Annotated in this window: 18 protein-coding genes; 17 read left to right on the top strand and 1 reads right to left on the bottom strand. The window is 34.5% G+C overall.

What is annotated here, in order from left to right:
• Window positions 1–182: 182 nt before the first annotated feature.
• From JK139_RS02525 to JK139_RS02450, 16 genes are all read left to right on the top strand, one after another.
• The gene (locus JK139_RS02525; protein ID WP_218330508.1) at window positions 183–1,655 is read left to right on the top strand and encodes a tetratricopeptide repeat protein; all 1,473 of its coding nucleotides are present in this window, start codon (window positions 183–185) and stop codon (window positions 1,653–1,655) included.
• 82 nt (window positions 1,656–1,737) lie between these two features.
• Window positions 1,738–2,082, top strand: coding sequence for a hydrogenase maturation nickel metallochaperone HypA/HybF (locus JK139_RS02520; RefSeq protein WP_218330507.1), 345 nt, complete (start codon window positions 1,738–1,740; stop codon window positions 2,080–2,082).
• Between the two features lie 5 nt (window positions 2,083–2,087).
• Window positions 2,088–2,801 carry a hydrogenase nickel incorporation protein HypB gene (hypB, locus tag JK139_RS02515; RefSeq protein WP_218330506.1) on the top strand — a complete coding sequence of 238 codons (714 nt, stop codon included), beginning with the start codon at window positions 2,088–2,090 and terminating at the stop codon, window positions 2,799–2,801.
• 12 nt (window positions 2,802–2,813) lie between these two features.
• Entirely contained in the window at window positions 2,814–5,162 is a 2,349-nt protein-coding gene (gene hypF, locus JK139_RS02510) for a carbamoyltransferase HypF (RefSeq protein WP_218330505.1), read from the top strand.
• Window positions 5,153–5,416: a HypC/HybG/HupF family hydrogenase formation chaperone gene (locus JK139_RS02505; protein WP_218330504.1), complete on the top strand. Its 264-nt coding sequence runs from the start codon at window positions 5,153–5,155 to the stop codon at window positions 5,414–5,416. The genes hypF and JK139_RS02505 overlap by 10 nt, the downstream gene beginning before the upstream one ends.
• Window positions 5,417–5,679: 263 nt before the next feature.
• Entirely contained in the window at window positions 5,680–6,777 is a 1,098-nt protein-coding gene (gene hypD / locus JK139_RS02500) for a hydrogenase formation protein HypD (protein ID WP_218330503.1), read from the top strand.
• Between the two features lie 26 nt (window positions 6,778–6,803).
• Window positions 6,804–7,859 (top strand): hydrogenase expression/formation protein HypE, encoded by a 1,056-nt coding sequence (hypE, locus tag JK139_RS02495; protein ID WP_228733087.1) that lies wholly within the window; start codon window positions 6,804–6,806, stop codon window positions 7,857–7,859.
• Window positions 7,860–7,878: 19 nt separating this feature from the next.
• The gene (locus tag JK139_RS02490; RefSeq protein WP_218330502.1) at window positions 7,879–8,949 is read left to right on the top strand and encodes an NHL repeat-containing protein; all 1,071 of its coding nucleotides are present in this window, start codon (window positions 7,879–7,881) and stop codon (window positions 8,947–8,949) included.
• 13 nt (window positions 8,950–8,962) lie between these two features.
• Window positions 8,963–9,622, top strand: a complete 660-nt coding sequence (locus JK139_RS02485; protein WP_218330501.1) for a hypothetical protein — start codon at window positions 8,963–8,965, stop codon at window positions 9,620–9,622.
• A gap of 1 nt (window position 9,623) precedes the next feature.
• Window positions 9,624–9,824, top strand: coding sequence for a hypothetical protein (locus JK139_RS02480; protein WP_218330500.1), 201 nt, complete (start codon window positions 9,624–9,626; stop codon window positions 9,822–9,824).
• Window positions 9,825–9,852: 28 nt separating this feature from the next.
• The gene (locus JK139_RS02475) at window positions 9,853–10,404 is read left to right on the top strand and encodes a bifunctional nuclease family protein (RefSeq protein WP_218330499.1); all 552 of its coding nucleotides are present in this window, start codon (window positions 9,853–9,855) and stop codon (window positions 10,402–10,404) included.
• 129 nt (window positions 10,405–10,533) lie between these two features.
• On the top strand, window positions 10,534–11,625 hold the full coding sequence (gene arsB / locus JK139_RS02470; RefSeq protein WP_218330498.1) for an ACR3 family arsenite efflux transporter: 1,092 nt from the start codon (window positions 10,534–10,536) through the stop codon (window positions 11,623–11,625).
• Window positions 11,626–11,722: 97 nt separating this feature from the next.
• On the top strand, window positions 11,723–12,427 hold the full coding sequence (locus JK139_RS02465) for a uracil-DNA glycosylase family protein (protein WP_218330497.1): 705 nt from the start codon (window positions 11,723–11,725) through the stop codon (window positions 12,425–12,427).
• Between the two features lie 190 nt (window positions 12,428–12,617).
• On the top strand, window positions 12,618–15,389 hold the full coding sequence (gene acnA / locus JK139_RS02460) for an aconitate hydratase AcnA (RefSeq protein WP_218330496.1): 2,772 nt from the start codon (window positions 12,618–12,620) through the stop codon (window positions 15,387–15,389).
• Between the two features lie 154 nt (window positions 15,390–15,543).
• On the top strand, window positions 15,544–15,894 hold the full coding sequence (locus JK139_RS02455) for a DUF488 domain-containing protein (RefSeq protein ID WP_218330495.1): 351 nt from the start codon (window positions 15,544–15,546) through the stop codon (window positions 15,892–15,894).
• Between the two features lie 23 nt (window positions 15,895–15,917).
• Complete coding sequence (locus JK139_RS02450) at window positions 15,918–16,361, top strand: transposase (protein ID WP_218330494.1); 444 nt, start codon at window positions 15,918–15,920, stop codon at window positions 16,359–16,361.
• Window positions 16,362–16,599: 238 nt separating this feature from the next.
• Here the strand turns inward: JK139_RS02450 and JK139_RS02445 are convergent, their stop codons facing one another.
• Entirely contained in the window at window positions 16,600–16,908 is a 309-nt protein-coding gene (locus JK139_RS02445) for an RNA recognition motif domain-containing protein (protein ID WP_218330493.1), read from the bottom strand.
• Window positions 16,909–17,072: 164 nt separating this feature from the next.
• Between JK139_RS02445 and JK139_RS02440 the strand changes: the two genes are divergently transcribed.
• Window positions 17,073–18,326 (top strand): YaiO family outer membrane beta-barrel protein, encoded by a 1,254-nt coding sequence (locus tag JK139_RS02440; protein ID WP_218330492.1) that lies wholly within the window; start codon window positions 17,073–17,075, stop codon window positions 18,324–18,326.
• The last annotated feature ends 7 nt before the right edge of the window (window positions 18,327–18,333 follow it).

The raw sequence follows: 18,333 nt of genomic DNA, 5'->3' as shown, positions 1-18,333 counted from the left end.
GTATCAGCAAAAAGGTAGATGAAAAATTAAGTTTCATTTTATATGGATACACCATCCTGTACGGCTGCTTTGTAAATATTTTAAGGAAGAATATGAAAGCCAAAAGAAAGTAGAAATTTTTGCCAATTATTATTTTAAAACTATTCAAAAAGATAAAAGAAGTCAACTCACTATAAACAACAATGATTACAATATTTGCTGCAACTGATGTATTTGACAATACACAACGGCTCATCAAAAATGAACATAGGCTAAACGAATTAGTGCAGGTTACTATCACAGCAACAGAAACTGCCGCTATTAAAGTAAGTGACCATATAACCGTACTACCCGATTGGGAAAATGCACAGCCGCCAGTGCTATTGCCAATTATGCCTTATAGCAATGAACTACTTTTGGGCATAGTGTATGCTAAATTAGGTAATTATGATAAGGCTTTCGAATTATTGCAAACACAGCCCACTGTATTGCCGCATATTGATTTATTAAATCGTTTGCATAATGGTGTAAATGTAGCCGATGCCATAACTCCGGAAACCAATGCAGTTTCCTTACACAATAATGCGGTTGCTTTGCATTACGGCATTATTGAAAGCCCATTTTCGGAAACCGAAATTATTGAAAGCTATGAAAAAGCCATTGCTGCAAATAACGATGCAGAACAAAAACAATTTAGTATTTACCAATTGGCACAATTGTTTATTGATTTAGGTAAAATAGACAAAGCCGAAACCTTGATCAATAGTTTTTTACAACAAAACACAAGTAATAAAGTGACCATAGCATTTAAAGATCTGCAATGCAAAATAGGAATCAAAAAAATTAAAGTGCCTTATGAAAATACCTTAATGGAAGATGTAAAAAAAAAATTATGGGAATGTTTAGTATATTATGAAGCTAATAATAGAAGGGTAGAAGCTGCAATGGTATTGACGGATGCTAGTTATATTGCAACCCTCAACAATAGTTTTAGCGAAGCATTAGGCTATGTTAATCGTGCTATTAAAATTTTTGATGAAGAACAATTAGAAGAATTATTGGCACAAGCACAATTTACAAAAGGCACCTTGTTGCAAACTTGGGCACAAAATGGCAATCCGCAATTTTATAGAACTGCCATAGAATCTTATCAGGAAGCTTTAAGAGTTTTTACCAAAGAAAATGCTCCTGATATTTTTGCCGAAATTCAACATCAACTCGGTAAGGTATATGCCGAAATTCCTGACGAAGTAAAAAAGAAGGGGCTATGGGCAGCTGTTTCGGTTTCGTCATTTAATGAGGCTCTTAATTATTACAATAAGATAGATTTTCCTTATGAATTTGCTATGATATGTAATAGCTTGGGCAATGCCTATACTAAATATCCAGCATCGATACATACCGATAATTTTGACAAAGCACTAGCTTGGTACAGAGAATCTTTGGACATTCGCACCGCCGAAAAATATCCTATCGAAAGAGTATTAACCCTGTCCAATTATTTAGAAGCAAGTTGGTATGTAAGAAATAAAGAAGAATTTGATGAAGATAGATATAATGATATGATGGCGGTAGCAAATGAAATATTAAAGATAACTAATGATGCAGAAATGATAGAAAATGCAAAATCAAACATTACTAAATTGGAGCAAATAAAAGCCGAAGCCAATAATTAGAAAATATTTTCTAAGTAATTAATTTATTGTTACTTTAATGCCAATACTAACCTATTTTTACTATCAAATAACACTAAAATTAATGCACGAAATATCATTAGTAAGAAATATATTTAATACACTGGAAGCTGAATTTTCGGATAGATTTAGTGATATTAGAACTATACATTTAACCGTTGGAGAGTTAAGTAATGTGCAACCCATTTTAATGCAAAATGCATTTGAAGCGGTATTAGAAGATGAACCTAAATACAGAAATACAACGCTTGCTGTAGAAGTATTACCGATAATAATACATTGCAATAATTGTAACAAAGAAACGCAAGTGCAACAGTATAAATTTATTTGTGGCTTTTGCCAAACACCTTCTAAAAATGTTATACAAGGAGAAGAAATGTTAATTAGTAAAGTAGAATTTGAAAAATAATGAAAATGAGTCAACCAAAAAGTAACAGAGCTCCCGTGGGTAGTGTACAATGCGAAAACACTACTTTAAATTTATTAAAAGCCAACGATTTTGTAGCTAACGCTATTAAGGACAAACTGGCACTACATAATATTTTAGTGTTAAATATATGTTCGTCGCCAGGCAGTGGTAAAACCACCTTAATCCAGGAAACAGGCAAGCGGCTAAAGGATAAACTAAAAATTGGTGTATTAGTTGGCGACCCCGAAACAGAAAGAGATGCTATTCGTATCAGAGAAGCCGGCATTGATTGTTTGCAAATAGTAACAGGAGGTATGTGCCATATTGAGGCACAAATGATATTGCAGGCACTAGATCATTTCGATTATAAAGATTTGGATATTTTATTTATTGAAAATGTAGGCAATTTGGTTTGTCCTGCTGCATTTGATTTAGGCGAAGAATATCGTGTAACACTTATTGCAAGTACAGAAGGGGATGACAAACCTAAAAAATATCCACGTATGTTTTTAACCAGCGAATTAATGCTGGTAAGCAAGTCCGATTTATTGCCCTATGTACCCTTTAGTGTAGATGCTGTAACCAAAGACGCCAGAGAGATAAATCCAGATATTGAGGTAATATCTATTAGCAGTTTAAATGGCGATGGTATTGATGATTGGTGCAATTGGTTGCAACAAAAAGTACAAGCAAAAAAAGAAAGTCAAGTAGTTATTTAATTTTATTTTTATTTGCAAACTATTCATACATATCATATTCACTTAAGTGGCATTGTACAAGGCATTGGCTTTAGGCCTTATGCGGTGCAATTAGCAAAGGAATTTGGCCTTAATGGATGCATAAGCAATAGTGCCGATGGTGTGCATATTGAATGTAACGCTACCGAAGAAATTGCTGAAAAATTTTATACTCATTTGGTAAATCATCCACCAACATTAGCAAATATTATACAGCATAGTATCAATAAAATTCAACAAAAAGAGTTCTATAAATTTCAAATAGCAGATAGCATTAATAATGCCACGCCCAATGTATTGCTAACACCTGACTATGCAATGTGCCAGCATTGTAAAGCGGAATTGCAAGATGCAACAAATAAAAGATTTCAATATCCCTTTATTACTTGCACACAATGTGGTCCACGATATTCAATAGCTACACAATTGCCTTATGATAGAGAAAATACTACGATGCAAAAATTTGCAATGTGCAAATCTTGCCAGATAGAATATAATGATGTTTCCGATAGAAGATTTTATTCGCAAACCAACTCTTGCCCCGATTGTGGTATTCAGTTGCAATTATTTTCCGCTTTGGGTAAAAAAGAATCATTGAACAATACTGAAATATTAGATGCAATTCAACAGTATTTATCTGAAGGTAAAATACTAGCTGTTAAAGGAATTGGAGGTTATGTTTTATTATGCGATGCTACAAATGCATATAGCATTCAATTTTTGCGTCAACGAAAAAACAGACCTACCAAACCATTAGCAATTTTGTTTAAAGATATAGAGGAATTAACATCATTTGCTTTCATCAATGATATAGAACAAAAAAGTTTAAGTTCCATAGTAGCACCTATTGTTTTATTAAAAAGTAAGCCCAATACACCATTAGCATTAAACGAAATTGCACCAGCATTAAACTGCATTGGTGCTATGTTACCCAATTCACCGTTGCTTCATTTAATAGCTAATACTTTTAATAAACCACTAATTTGCACAAGTGCCAATATTAGTAATAGTCCAATTATTTTTAATGACGAAGATGCGTTACAACACTTGAACAATATTGCTGATTATATAGTAACACATAATAGAGAAATTGTAATACCACAAGATGATAGTGTATTGCAATTTACACCACTATTCAAGCGGCAAATAATTATTCGACGCTCAAGAGGATTAGCACCTACATACTTAAGTTATATACAAAAGTACCGCTATACAATGCTTGCAACTGGTGCATTAATGAAAAGTAGTTTTACATTACAAACAAACGATAAAACCTATGTTAGCCAATACTTAGGTAGTACTTATACTATTGAAGCACAACAATCCTATCTCAATACATTAGCACATTTGCAAAATTTATTACAAACGCAACCACAATTAATTGTAGCCGACAAACATCCAGATTATTTTTCTAGTCAGTTGGCAAATGAGTTAAGCGAAATTAATACTATTCCATTAGTTCAAGTACAACACCATAAAGCACATTTTGCAGCAGTACTTGCCGAAAATAATTTGCTACAAAATAACGAAGCTGTGTTGGGTGTAATATGGGATGGTGCTGGCTTAGGAGATGATGCACAAATTTGGGGAAGCGAATTTATTAAGTATGAAAATAATGCAATGATTCGTTGTTATTATTTCGATTATTTTCCGCTATTTCTGAACGATAAAATGGCTAAAGAACCTCGTTTGTCGGCACTATCAATATGCAACGATGTATTGGGTAGCGATGCATTGCTGAAACATAAATTCACCGATACCGAATGGGCATTGTATAAAAAAATTTTGCAAAGCAATTCGGTAATTAACTGCTGCTCTATGGGTAGAATATTTGATGCAGTAGCTGCACTGCTTAACCTTAGTAACAAACAAAATTATGAAGGCGAAGCCGCAATGTATTTGCAAACAGTTGCCGAAAGTTATACTGTTAATAATGGTTACGAAATGCAAGAAAGCTATTTTATGAATGGCGCACATTTGTATCGCATACCTACTACTACTTTATTTAATGGCATTGTAAGAGATATCTTAAAAAAGAAAGATACAGCATTTATTGCGGCAAAATTTCATTTTTCGCTCGTGCATATTATTGAAATTGTTGCAAATAATATTGGTATAAAAAATATAGCTTTTAGTGGCGGTGTGTTCCAAAATAGTTTATTAACGGATATGTTACAGCAACAACTCAATGAAAAGTTTAAATTATTTTTTCATCAACAATTATCACCCAACGACGAAAATATTTCATTTGGGCAAATGGTATTTTATGATCAAAATATAGACAATATACAACAACAAAATTTTAATAGCATTAATAAAAAAACAAAAAATATATGTGTTTAGCAATTCCAGGAAAAATCCAAAGCATCGAAACTATTCACAATGGTATGGTACGTATGGCCAAAGTTTCTTTTGGTGGTATCATTAAAGAAGCATCTTTAGAAATGTTGCCTACTGCCGATGTGGGTGATTATGTATTAGTACACGTAGGTGTTGCTATTAGTAAAATAGATGAAGCCGAAGCTGCTAAAACTTTTGAGTATCTAAAAGAAATAGGAGAAATAGATGAAATCATAGAACATACTCAAGTAGAATAAATTAAAGAATGGAAGCAATTACATTTATTTTATGTTTCATGTTTATAAGTCTAACTTTTGCACAAAAAGTAGACGTATACATTATGGATTATATTAATAAAATTTCAATTCAAAACGCAATAGTTCAAAGTGAAAAGAGACGCAGTTTGATACAGAAAGCAATTACAAAATGAAACTGCACTAGATTCTGAAATAAATTTTACTCCCGAAACACCATTTTTTGCTATAATTAATTTGACAATATTTTTATAAAAATACAACGTATGAAATATCTTACAGAATATAGAGATGCTTCTGTAGTAAATCAATATCTTAATGAGTTGCATAAAATAAACACTAAACCGTGGACAATTATGGAAATATGTGGCGGTCAAACACATAGTTTAGTAAAGAATGGCATTATTGGATTGCTACCAAAAAACATTACTATGGTGCATGGCCCCGGCTGCCCAGTATGTGTTACACCATTGCATTTAATAGATAAGGCAGTATATCTAGCCGAAGAAAGAAATGTAATTCTTTGTTCTTATGGCGATATGCTTCGTGTGCCTGGCAGTAAAAAAAGCTTGTTAGAAGCAAAAGCAAATGGTGCCGATGTTCGTATTTTATATTCACCTTTAGAAGCTGTTACTCTAGCAAAACAAAATCCCGAAAAAGAAGTCGTATTTTTTGCAGTAGGTTTTGAAACTACAGCTCCTGCTAATGCATTAAGTGTTTTGCACGCTAAAAGAGAGCGTATAAAAAATTATTCTGTTCTTACATCTCACGTATTGGTGCCACCAGCTATTGAAGCATTGGTAAACGACGAAAATAACGTAGTACAGGGCTTTTTGGCAGCAGGCCACGTTTGTACTATAATGGGTATTGGTGAGTATTCTCCTTTAGTAGAAAAAAATAAATTACCAATAGTAATTACAGGTTTTGAGCCAGTAGATTTATTGCAAGGGATTTTAATGCTGATTAAACAATTAGAAAAAGGCGAATACAAATTAGAAAACCAATACAGTAGAGTGGTAAAACCTGAAGGTAACACCGAAGCCATAAAAGTAATACAACAAGTTTTTAAAGTGTGCAATAGAGAATGGCGTGGCATTGGCGAAATACCCATGAGTGGTTACGAAATAAGAAAAGAACTACAAGGCTATGATGCTAATGTAAAGTTTGATATACAGATTGATAAAGTGAATGAAAGCGCCGAGTGTATTGCTGGTGAAATTTTACGAGGTATAAAAAAACCAAATCAGTGTCCACAGTTTGGTAAAAAATGTACGCCAATAAATCCGATAGGTGCACCAATGGTAAGTAGCGAAGGAGCTTGTGCAGCTTACTATCATTTTAGTAAAGTAGATGTAATGGCATAATGTTTTAAAAAAGGTATTACAATCAAATGAAAGAAAATATACAAATGCAACTATCCTGTCCAATGCCTAAGTTTGACTTTACTACTATTAATTTGGGGCACGGTAGTGGCGGGGTTTTAACGCATAACCTTCTTAATAGTGGGGTGTTTAATATATTGCAAAATGATTTGCTGAACCAAAAACATGATGGTGCAGTATTTGAATTACAAGGTCAATTAGCATTTAGTACCGATAGCTATGTAGTGAATCCACTTTTTTTCCCAGGTGGTAATATTGGCGAATTAGCTATTAATGGCACTGTTAACGATTTGGCAATGTGTGGTGCAATGGCAAAATATTTATCGCTATCTTTTATTATAGAAGAAGGTTTGCCAATTGACACTTTTTGGCAAATTTTAAATAGTATAAAAGAGTGTTGTACTAAAGCCAATGTTCAAGTAGTAACCGGCGATACCAAAGTAGTAGAAAAAGGGAAAGGCGATAAAATATTCATTAACACATCGGGTATAGGAGTTATACACCCAAAAGCTAATATAAAATTAACTAATATAATGGATGCGGATGTAGTAATTGTAAGTGGCAATATTGCCGAACACGGCATTGCTATAATGAGTAAACGCACTGGGTTAGAATTTGAAACAGATATTGTAAGCGATACTACTAACCTAAATTTTACAATACAAAAACTACTTGATCAGTTTGGTGAGGATATACATTTTTTAAGAGACGCTACCAGAGGCGGTTTAGCATCTGTATTAAATGAAATCGCCAAAGATGGAAATTATGGTGTTGATATTATGCAAATAGACATACCAGTAAATGAACAAGTAAATGGAGCTTGCGAAATGTTGGGTTTAGATCCATTGTATGTAGCAAATGAAGGCATATTTATTGCTGTTGTAAAAAAGGAAATTGCCAACGAGGTAATTCATTTTTTACAACAAGATGAAAATGGTAAAAATGCAAAGGTATTTGGCAATATCACGCAACAACATTTAGGGCAAGTAATATTACAAAGCAGTATTGGTGGCAAACGAATAGTAAATATGTTGCCAGGCGAACAGCTTCCAAGAATTTGCTAAGTCAATAATAAAAAAACAATTGAATAATTTAAAAAAAATAGCAGCATTTTACGGTGAAGTAAACAATCCTTTACTTGCGCCACGAGGCGTGTATTTGCATCAACACACTTTGGTGGTAAGTGATACAGGGCAAAACAGGGTTTTTATTTGGTATAATTTTTCCTTTCAATCGCATCAACAATCCGATGTAGTATTAGGGCAAAAAGAAAACAATGACACAGAAAGAAATGCTGGCAAAATGGTATCGGCTTCATCGCTACAATATCCGTCGGGCATTTGGACTAATGACGAAAAATTAATTGTTGCCGATGCTTGGAATCATAGGGTATTAATTTGGCACAAAATGCCATCACACAATTTTCAGGAAGCAGATGTGGTAGTTGGACAAATGGATTTTAAAAGTAATCAAACCAATGCGATAGGTATTGGCAAAGCACCTACAGCACAAACTTTAAATTGGCCCTACGGTGTGTATAGTAATGGCACTGCACTTTGGATAGCCGATACTGGTAATAGAAGAGTACTTTATTTTAGTTCCATACCCACCACAAATTTTGCTGCTGCCGATGCAGTAATAGGACAAGAAACTTTTGCCGATAAAGATTATGATAATAATAATGCAGTATGGCCTTATGCTGTAAAACTAAGTAATAATGGCGCTATAGCAATTATAGACACACAGTATTACCGAGTATTACTTTGGAACTATTGGAAAGATGCGCTTACAAAAACTGCCGATGTAATATTAGGGCAAAAAAATATAAATGATAATGGGCAAAATCAATATCGCTTAAAACCCAATGCCAATACTTTAAATTGGGTGTATGATGCCTGCTTTTATAAAAATGGTATAGCAGTAGCCGACACAGGCAATAGCCGATTAATAATACATCATCAAATACCAACACTCCACGGTGCCACTGCCGATATGCAAATAGGGCAACCCAACTTTGAAACTCACGGCGAAACATCTCTAAGTATGAAAACAACTTTTGACAATGAAATATATTGGCCTTTTGGTATAAATTGTTTCAACGATATTTTAGTAGCTGCCGATACGGGTAATCATCGAATCTTATTTTATAGGTAATAAAATGATTAACATGACAATTTTATTGACCCTTTATGCTGGCTTTACACACGCCTTTGAAACCGATCATATTTTGGCGGTAAGCAATATGGTAACTATACGAAACAAAACATTTAAAGCAATTAAAGATGGAATGTATTGGGGCTTTGGGCACACATCCACTATTCTATTAATTGGTATTATTTTTTTGCTACTCAAATTTAAAATAGCGCCAGCTACTTTTAAATACTTTGAGGCCGCAGTTGGTGTAATGTTGGTGGTATTAGGTATTTATAGAATTTACCAATGGTACACAAAAGAAGAACCTGTGCTACACACACATCCTAACGGACATGCACATTCGCATACACACATACATACTGTTACAAAAACCACGAAAGAGCATTCCTGTTGGCCAGCTTACTTAATTGGTTTAATACACGGCTTAGCAGGTAGTGGAGCATTAATATTAATTGTATTAGGCAACTCTCAAACCATTACCAATGGCTTAATTTATTTATTGCTTTTTGGTTTAGGTTCAGTAGGTGGTATGATGATAGCTGCTGGTGCTTTTAGTTTGCCATTCAGTAAAAAAATTATTAGTAATAATATGCTGCAGACCGTTTTAATTTTTGCATCGGCATTGCTTTGCATTGGGTATGGTGCAATGGTAATAAAAGAAAATTTAATGTAAGATGAATGCAAAAGAATTAATACTAGGTGCATTGCAATATTATAGTATTGAAATTATAAAACAAGAGAATAACCGTATCTACATTGGCAGAAATTACGACATTGAAATAGAAACGAATGGCTTGTATAAATTACGAAGCGATGGTCAAGTAATTGCACCATTTGATGATGTAGATGAACTGTGTAGATTTGTTTTAATGTAAAATACATTTGTTTAAACCTATAAAATAAATGGAGAAAAAAGAAGTAGAAATAGTGGCATTAAATACCAGTCAATCGTCGCCAGGCAATTTTTCGTTGGTACTAGAAGATTTGCAAGAAAAAAAACGAATTGTAATTATTATTGGCGCATTTGAAGCACAAGCTATTGCTATACATATGGAACGGATGCAACTGCCTCGTCCTTTAACCCACGATATTTTTAAAACTACAATAAATGAACTTGGGGCCACTTTAAAAGAAGTTATCATTCACAATATTATTGATGGAATGTTTCAAGCCTGGTTGGTACTAATCACTGTTGATAAACATGAAAAAAAAATTGATTGTCGTGCTAGTGATGCACTGGCTTTAGCAGTACGATTTAATTGTCCAGTCTATGTTTACGATTTTGTCTTAGATGAAGCTGCAATACAAGAAGTGGAAACTAAGCTAAGCACATTTAGGGGCTCTTTGGCCGAATATTCTATTGAACAATTACAATCGTTGCTGAAAGATGTGTTAGCTAAAGAAGATTATGAAAGTGCAACAAGAATAAGAGATATTATAAAAAAACGAAAATAAAAAAATATAGAAACAAACACTCTCAGCATTCAATAAAATAGTTTCTTCTTTTTGTTGTTATAATCAAAAATAACATCGTAATATTGCGATTGAATTACTAAAATTTATTCCAATCAAGAAAATTTAGTTATGGCAGCAAATAATTGCGCTCCTACACAAGAAAGAAAACATTTGAGTTTTTTAGACAGATACTTAACATTGTGGATATTTCTGGCGATGGCAGTCGGTGTATCTATTGGCTATTTTTTTCCTTCATCCGCTAATTTTATTAATTCATTTTCATCAGGTACCACCAATATTCCGTTGGCTATCGGTTTAATATTAATGATGTACCCGCCATTTACCAAAGTAAAATACGACAAGTTAAAAGAGGTATTTAAAAATACAAGGGTATTAAGTGTGTCACTTTTTTTGAATTGGATTATTGGGCCTTTTTTGATGTTTTTTCTTGCCATTATTTTTTTGCACAATTATCCTGCTTACATGACAGGGCTCATTTTAATTGGATTGGCTCGTTGTATTGCGATGGTGATAGTATGGAATGAATTAGCAGAAGGCAACAGGGAATATGCAGCTGGATTGGTAGCACTGAACAGTATTTTTCAGGTATTGTTGTATAGTGTATATGCTTACTTTTTTATTACTGTTTTACCACCTCTTTTTGGATTTTCAGGCAATACAGTCAACATTACCATTAAACATATTGCAGAAAGTGTTGCCATCTATTTAGGAATTCCTTTTGTTGCCGGGTTTTTAACCCGCTATTTTTTATTGAAAGCCAAAGGTGAAGAGTGGTATAAAAATAAGTTTATACCTTTTGTTTCACCTATTACTTTAATTGCACTTTTATTTACCATTGTGGTGATGTTTAGTTTAAAGGGTGAATTGATTGTTCAGATTCCTTTTGATGTGCTGCGTATAGCATTACCTCTGGTTATTTATTTTGCCATTATGTTTTTGGTGAGTTTCTTTATCGGGGAAAAGATGGGTGCAGATTATTCGGTGAATGCATCTATTGCTTTTACTGCTGCCGGTAACAATTTTGAATTGGCCATTGCTGTAGCAATTGGTGTATTTGGCATCAATAGTGGGGAAGCATTTTCCGGCGTAATTGGTCCGCTGGTTGAAGTGCCTGCTTTAATTACATTGGTAAATGTTGCATTCTGGATACGCGATAAATGGTATGCACCTAAAGTTACTGCTGCGCAGGAGCCGGAATAAGTATAAAATTTCATTCCTTTCATTATTTTAAGGTTTCGCTATGGGTTCAAACAATAACTTTATTGTTTGGTTTGAATGCTGTGAAGCTAATATGGTAATGAAAAAAACTTTTGCAGATAGCGTTATTCGTTTTAACAAAGAACTATCATTAAATATTCCTTTGCCTAAAACCATTGTTGCAATGAACCCCTTTCAAAATAATGAGGGTGCTATTCAGTTAATGAAAAGTTTTTACAAAAAGTTTTACGATGATCAAAAGAAACGTTTTTTTATCATCGGTATTAACCCGGGCCATTTTGGTGCTGCAGTTACCGGTGTTCCTTTTACTGATACCAAACGGTTAACCAGTGCATGTGGTATACCTTATAAAGGTAAAGAAACACATGAACCTTCTTCTGTTTTTATTTATGATATGATTCAGGCTTTTGGAGGTACACAGGTATTTTATCAATACTTTTATATCAATTCCATTGTTCCGCCGGGTTTTGCAAAGCAAACAAATGCAAATAAATTCGTGAATTTCAATTATTATGATGACAAAGATTTGCAAACAGCATTAAAGCCATTTATACTTCAATCATTGCAGCAACAAATTCATTTTGGCATTTATACCCATACTGCTTTTTGTTTGGGAAGCGGTAAAAATTATAAGTACATTCAACAATTGAATGAGGAGTTCAATTTCTTTCAAAAAATTATACCGTTAGAGCATCCCCGATTTATTATGCAGTACAGGCAAAAACAAAAACAGCTGTATGTTGAAAAGTATATACAAGCTTTCCATGACACATTATCATTTTAAGTATTTCAGCTAATTTTTATCTTCCCTTTAAAATAAAATGTTTCCTTCCTTCCATTAAAATGAAGTAAATTTATACGCCATTTTACTGCAATAACATTTGAGTGGCATAGCTGTACAAATTCACACAGTTTTCATTTGTTCTTGCTTATTATGCTTGCATACTTTATTTCTTCACCATAAAATTTTCCTTATGAAGAACGATTTTTTAAGCATCACAAAAACACTTCAAACAGCTAAAGGTAGTTTTGTATACTATAGCCTTCCTGAATTAGAACGTAAAGGATATGCCGTTAGTAAAATGCCTTTCTCAATTAGAATATTATTAGAAAATGCGCTTCGAAATTTTGACGATTTTGCTGTTACCAAAGAAAATGTAGAAACCATATTAAATTGGAAACCTAAAGCATCAGATAAAGATATTCCATTTAAACCGGCAAGAGTATTGATGCAGGATTTTACAGGCGTTCCTGCCGTGGTTGATATTGCATCATTACGGACAGCCGTTGCTGAAAAAGGTAAAAATCCCGATATCATAAATCCTTTAATACCTGTTGATTTGGTGATAGATCATTCAGTACAGGTTGATTATTTTGGAACTGCTTATGCATACGATAAAAATATGCAGGAAGAATATGTTAGAAATGAAGAACGCTATCGCTTCTTAAAATGGGCACAACATGCATTTAATAATTTTAGTGTAGTACCTCCCGGAATGGGTATTTGCCACCAGGTGAATTTGGAATATTTATCCAAAGGCGTAATAGAACGCGATGGAGTAATCTTTCCCGATACATTAGTAGGTACTGATAGTCATACACCTATGGTAAATGGAATTGGAGTGGTAGCCTGGGGTGTTGGTGGCATTGAAGCGGAAGCTGCTTTATTGGGGCAACCAGTTTATTTTATTATGCCGGAAGTAATTGGATTGCAATTAACCGGAAAACTTCCCGTGGGTACAACAGCAACAGATATGGTATTAACCATTGCTGCATTATTAAGAAAATATGGCGTTGTTGGAAAATTTGTTGAAGTGTTTGGCGATGGGCTGGATCATTTAACTGTGCCCGATCGTGCTACAATTGGAAATATGTCTCCTGAGTTTGGTTGCACAATAACTTACTTTCCAATAGATGCAAAAACTATTGAATACATGCGCGAAAGCAACCGTTCTCCTGAACAATTGGCCTTGGTAGAAAATTATTGTAAGGCCAATTTATTATGGAGAACAGGCAATGAGCATATACAATATACCGATGTAATTACACTCGATCTGTCTACCGTTGAGCCTACTGTATCCGGCCCCAAACGACCGCAGGATAAAATACTTTTAAAAGATTTTAAAAAAACATTTGTTCAACTTTTAAAAGCGAATTATGGACGAGCATACATTACAGCCAATGAACAATTCATTGATAAATGGAAGGCAGAAGGTGGCAGCCAGCCGATGCATGAACCAAAATCTGCCGAAACAAATGTAGTTGAAGTATTGGTTGAAAATGGTATGAAAAAAGTATGGGTTAGTTTGGGAGAAGAAAAGTTTATGCTAAATGATGGTGCAGTAGTAATAGCTGCCATCACTTCCTGTACCAATACCTCTAATCCTTATGTGATGATTGGTGCCGGCTTGGTAGCACGTAAAGCAAGAGCCCTGGGTATTGATGTGAAACCCTGGGTAAAAACTTCATTGGCACCGGGTTCAAAAGTAGTAACAGATTATTTGAAAAAAGCTGATTTGCTGGGCGATTTGGAAGCTTTGCAATTTCATGTAGTAGGATATGGCTGCACCTCTTGCATCGGCAACTCAGGACCGCTACCTTTTCATATTGCAAAAGCAGTTGAACAAAACGATTTGGTGGTAGCATCTGTTTTATCTGGTAACCGAAATTTTGAAGCGCGAATACATCCACAAATAAAAATGAATTTTCTCATGTCGCCTATGTTGGTAGTGGTATATGCATTGGCCGGCAGAGTGGATATTGATTTACTGAACGAACCAATTAGTTTCGACAGAAATCTGGAACCCGTTTATTTAAAAGATATTTGGCCAACAAATGAAGAAATTCAAACAGTGATGCGTCAGGTATTATCACCCAATGATTTTGAAAAAAATTATCAAACTATTTTTGAGGGAAATAGTATTTGGCAAAATCTGCCGGTAGCAAAAGAAAAATTATATGAATGGAGTACCGACTCCACATACATTAAAGAAGCCCCATTTTTTAAGGATCTTCCCAATGAGCCTGCACCATTTCAAAATATTGAACATGCTCGTGTATTATTAATGTTGGGTGATAGTATTACCACAGATCATATTTCACCTGCGGGGTCATTCTCCGAATCTTCTGCTGCAGGAAAGTATTTATTAAGCAAAGGAGTACAAAAATCCGATTTTAATTCATACGGTTCACGCAGAGGAAATGATGAAGTAATGGTTCGCGGAACTTTTGCCAATGTTCGAATAAAAAATAAAATTGCCAACAGAGAGGGTGGCTATTCCGTTTATTTGCCCACAGGAGAAGAAATGTTGGTATATGATGTTGCGATGAAATATAAGGAACAACAAACGCCTTTGTTGATTTTGGCAGGAAAGGAATATGGTAGTGGCTCATCAAGAGACTGGGCTGCAAAGGGTACTTTTTTATTGGGTATTAAAGCAGTGCTGGCAGAAAGTTATGAACGCATTCATAGGAGCAATTTAGTTGGAATGGGCGTTTTGCCTTTACAATATCTGGATGGAGCCACCGCCGAAAGTATTGGATTAACCGGGAAAGAAACTTTTAATATTATGGGTATTGATCAATCTTTAACTCCACTAAAACAATTAACCGTTTCGGCAATCAAAGAAGATGGTACTGCTACTCAATTTAATGTACTGGCCAGATTAGATTCTGAAATTGAAGTTGAATATTACAGGCATGGAGGTATTCTTCAATATGTTTTAAGGCAGTTTTTGAAACAATAATTGATCTTCTATTTAGTGTAGTTACCTTTTTTCGTTTCAACAATTCAAATGTTGATGGGTATATATAAATCTGGATTAAAGTTACAAACAATACGAAAGTTTATTTGATCATTGGATGAAGTAATAATATAGTTTTTTTCATAAACATGAATTCATGAAAAAAAATTTATCCCTAAAAAGAGTATACGATCCACCTGAAGACTCAGATGGATTGCGTGTTCTGGTAGATCGGGTTTGGCCCAGAGGGTTAACGAAAGAAAAAGCAAAGATTGATGTATGGTTGAAAGACATTGCACCAGGTACCGAATTGCGCAAATGGTTTGCACATGATGTTGCAAAGTGGAAAGTATTTCATGAAAAATACACTACTGAATTGTTACATAATAAACCGGCTGTAGAAGAGTTAAGAAAATTACTGTCAAAACAAAATATTACACTTGTTTTTGGTGCAAAAGATGTTTTACACAACCAGGCTGTGGTTATAAAAGAATTCATGAGTAAATAACAACGATTCATCACTAACGCATAATGGCAAAAACTATTTTAGTTATAAGAACCATGTTAATGCCGATAACACAACCAAACAAAGTTACTACCGCCAATATACAGGATAGTGAACAGATGGATGAATTATTAAATAAGAAAGGAGATGGCGGTCAACCCCTTTATGCCGACAGTGCTTACCGCAGTATAGCCATAGAACAGATATGCCACTGGAAAAATATAGAAAGTTGCATCCATGAAAGAGGTTACCGGGGCAAGCCGCTGACAAAGCGGCAACAGCAACATAATAAAAAGAAATCAGCCATCAGAACCAGGATAGAACACATTTTTGGTTTTATGACCAATAGTATGAATGAAATGTATTTACGGTACAGGAACTTTATAAGAAACCAGGTGGCCATCGGATTAATGAACCATACCTACCACCTGTTCAGGCTGGTTCAACTGAAAGTAGAACTAAGAAGTTGATGGGATAGTTGTACCTATCCCCTAAAAAAAAGGGCATAAAAAGATAAACCGGGATGAAAAACATCCCGGCAATGAAACCACAAAAAAGATTATCAAACCAAACTGCATCAAAAATCATTCTTTGAAATATTGCTAACAAAAAATGGGTTATTACAAATACACCTATGTGTAAAACAAACTGAGCTCTAAAAAAATAGATGCCGACAATATGACCGACATCTATTCAAAAATTAATTTTTTAGTATCTTCTTCCCGGAGGTCTGTTATTAAAAGGTCTGCCACCACCGCTATTATTGTTGCTTCGGCCATTATCTTCCGCTTGAGTAACAGCAATTTTTTTGCCCAGCATTTTTACGCCGTTGAGTAGCTCAATGGTTTCTTTGGCTTCTGTATCATTGGGCATTTCAACAAAACCAAACCCTTTGCTTTTTCCGGTTTGTTTATCTTTGATAACAATAGCTGAGCGCACATCGCCATATAATTCAAACATCTCCTTTAAATCGGTTTCATCAATATCGCCGGGTAATCCCCCAATAAAAAGCTTCATACAAACTGTTTAACGTTCAACTGCAAAAATAATCAATCAAACGGCTAATTAATAATAATCTTTTTTAAAGTTAACAGCTTATCCCGTTTTACAAAAAAAATTGCATTTCAGTGCTTAAAATGCACTGCTGATACTACCTTTACAGGTATTTTAACACCTATCCCATGCAGTGTAATAAGTATTTATGGCTAATATCTCTGCTATTTTTTACTACTACTATCTACTCTCAAGCAAATTTATCAAGCGATAGTTTACTTATTTTAGCTCGTAATGCTGCTTTCCGGCAGCATAATTATGCATTGGCAAAACAATACCTGCAGCAGGGTATTCAGCAAAGCCCGGGTTATACTGATTTATGGGTATTTATGGGCAGAATAAACAGTTGGGAAAAAAATTATGACAGTGCGGCTTATTTTTTTGAAAATGCCTTGCAGAAAAATCCTGGCTATGAAGATGCTTCATTAGGATATGCTACAATGTTATTTTGGAATAATGCTTATCCAAAAGCATTGGCTATATGTAACACTGGTTTGCAATTTCATCCGGAATCAGCATCCTTGCTGTTGTTAAAATCAAGGATTTTTGTAGCGCAACAAAACTATGATAGTGCTTATTTCACTATTCAAAAACTGATTCATTTTAGAAATGAAATGGCTGCTGCAAGGGCGTTGGCCGCATCTATTAAATCATTACTCTCAAAAAATCAGATAGATCTGAGTTATGATTTTGTATATTTTGATCAACAATTTAACAACCCCTGGCATTTGGCTAGTGTTGATTATGGAAGGACAACCTCGTTGGGATTAATCACCGGAAGAGTAAATTATGCCAATAGGTTCAACGAAAATGCCTTGCAGTTTGAAGTAGAATCTTATCCGCATATTTCAAAAATATTTTACAGCTATATCAATGCTGGTTATACGGGAAATAATAACGGGGTATTTCCTCAATGGCGTGGTGCATTTTCATTATATGCTAATTTGCCAAAAAGTTATGAAGCAGAAATGGGGGTACGCTATTTACAGTTTGGTAATAGTCCAACTTGGTTATATACTGCCTATGCTGGCAAGTATTATAAAAACTGGCTTTTTGGGGCAAGAGCTTATATTATTCCGTCTAATTATACTTCCAAAGCCGGTGTTTCTTATAGCGCAATGGCGCGTTACTATTTTGGCGGAGCTTATGACTTTATTGGCATTTCTGCCGGTTATGGTATTTCGCCAGATGACAGGTATAATGCAGTTTTATTAGATAATAGGGCTAATCTGGTTGCTTATAAAGCGGGCTTGTTATACCGGAAAACTATTGGGAAAATGAATGTATTGTCGATTGATGCTAATTGGGTAAATCAGGAATATTTACCCAAAATCAAAGGTAATCAATATCAGGTAGGAGTAGCCTGGATGTTTAGGTTATAGATACACT

This window comes from Hydrotalea lipotrueae (assembly GCF_019249625.1).
In the GTDB taxonomy this organism is placed as follows: Bacteria; Bacteroidota; Bacteroidia; order Chitinophagales; family Chitinophagaceae; genus Hydrotalea; species Hydrotalea flava.
This window is presented reverse-complemented; position numbering and strand designations above follow the sequence as displayed.